This window comes from Marisediminitalea aggregata (assembly GCF_900129565.1).
Lineage (GTDB): Bacteria > Pseudomonadota > Gammaproteobacteria > Enterobacterales > Alteromonadaceae > Alteromonas > Alteromonas aggregata.
On the sequence record NZ_FQWD01000011.1, the window covers coordinates 28,311 to 29,323 of the forward strand.

The 1,013-nt window shown below is 58.4% G+C and carries 1 protein-coding gene; it reads left to right on the forward strand.

What is annotated here, in order from left to right:
• The coding region (locus BUB81_RS22245; RefSeq protein WP_217653488.1) for an Ig-like domain-containing protein at positions 1–1,013 on the forward strand (1,013 nt) is incomplete at both ends.

Below are 1,013 nucleotides of genomic sequence, written 5' to 3' on the forward strand. Positions count from 1 at the left end.
GCAGGCAATACCGCCTCTGCGTCCGGTACCGGTAACATTGATACCACTGCACCGGTACTGACACTGAATAATCCAGGGGATACCAACGACACCACCCCAACCTTAACCGGCACCGGTGAAGCGGGCGCGAACGTAACCTTAACGATCACCGATGCTAATGGCACTACGCAAACGGTCACGACTACCGTGGACGGTTCAGGCAACTTTAGTGTGGATGTGCCCACCGATTTAGCCGAGGGCAGCTTCACGGTCAGTGCCACTACGTCGGATAACGCAGGCAATACTGCCTCTGCGTCTGGCACTGGCAACATTGATACCACTGCCCCAGTGCTGACCCTGACTAACCCCGGGGAGACTAACGACACGACACCAACCTTGACCGGCAACGGTGAAGCGGGTGCGACCGTGACGCTCACCATAACCGACGCTAATGGTGCTACGCAAACCGTCACGACCACCGTGGACGGTTCAGGTAACTTCAGTGTCGATGTGCCTAATGATCTGGCCGAAGGCAGCTTCACGGTCAGTGCCACTACGTCGGATACCGCAGGCAATACCGCCTCGGCGTCCGGTACCGGCAACATTGATACCACCGCCCCAGTACTAACCCTGACTAACCCTGGAGAGACCAACGACACCACGCCAACGCTGACCGGTACGGGTGAAGCGGGCGCGACCGTGACCTTGACGATCACGGATGCCAATGGCGCTACGCAAACCGTCACGACCACCGTGGATGGCAGTGGCAACTTCAGTGTGGACGTGCCCACCGATTTAGCCGAAGGTAACTTCACTGTCAGTGCGACTACCACGGATGACGCGGGTAATTCTGCTTCAGCGTCAGGTACTGGCAACATTGATACGACTCCACCGGTCCTCACCCTGACTAACCCCGGGGAGACCAACGACACGACGCCCACCTTAACCGGCACCGGTGAAGCGGGCGCGACCGTGACGTTGACGATCACGGATGCTAATGGATCCACGCAAACCGTGACGACCACCGTAGATGG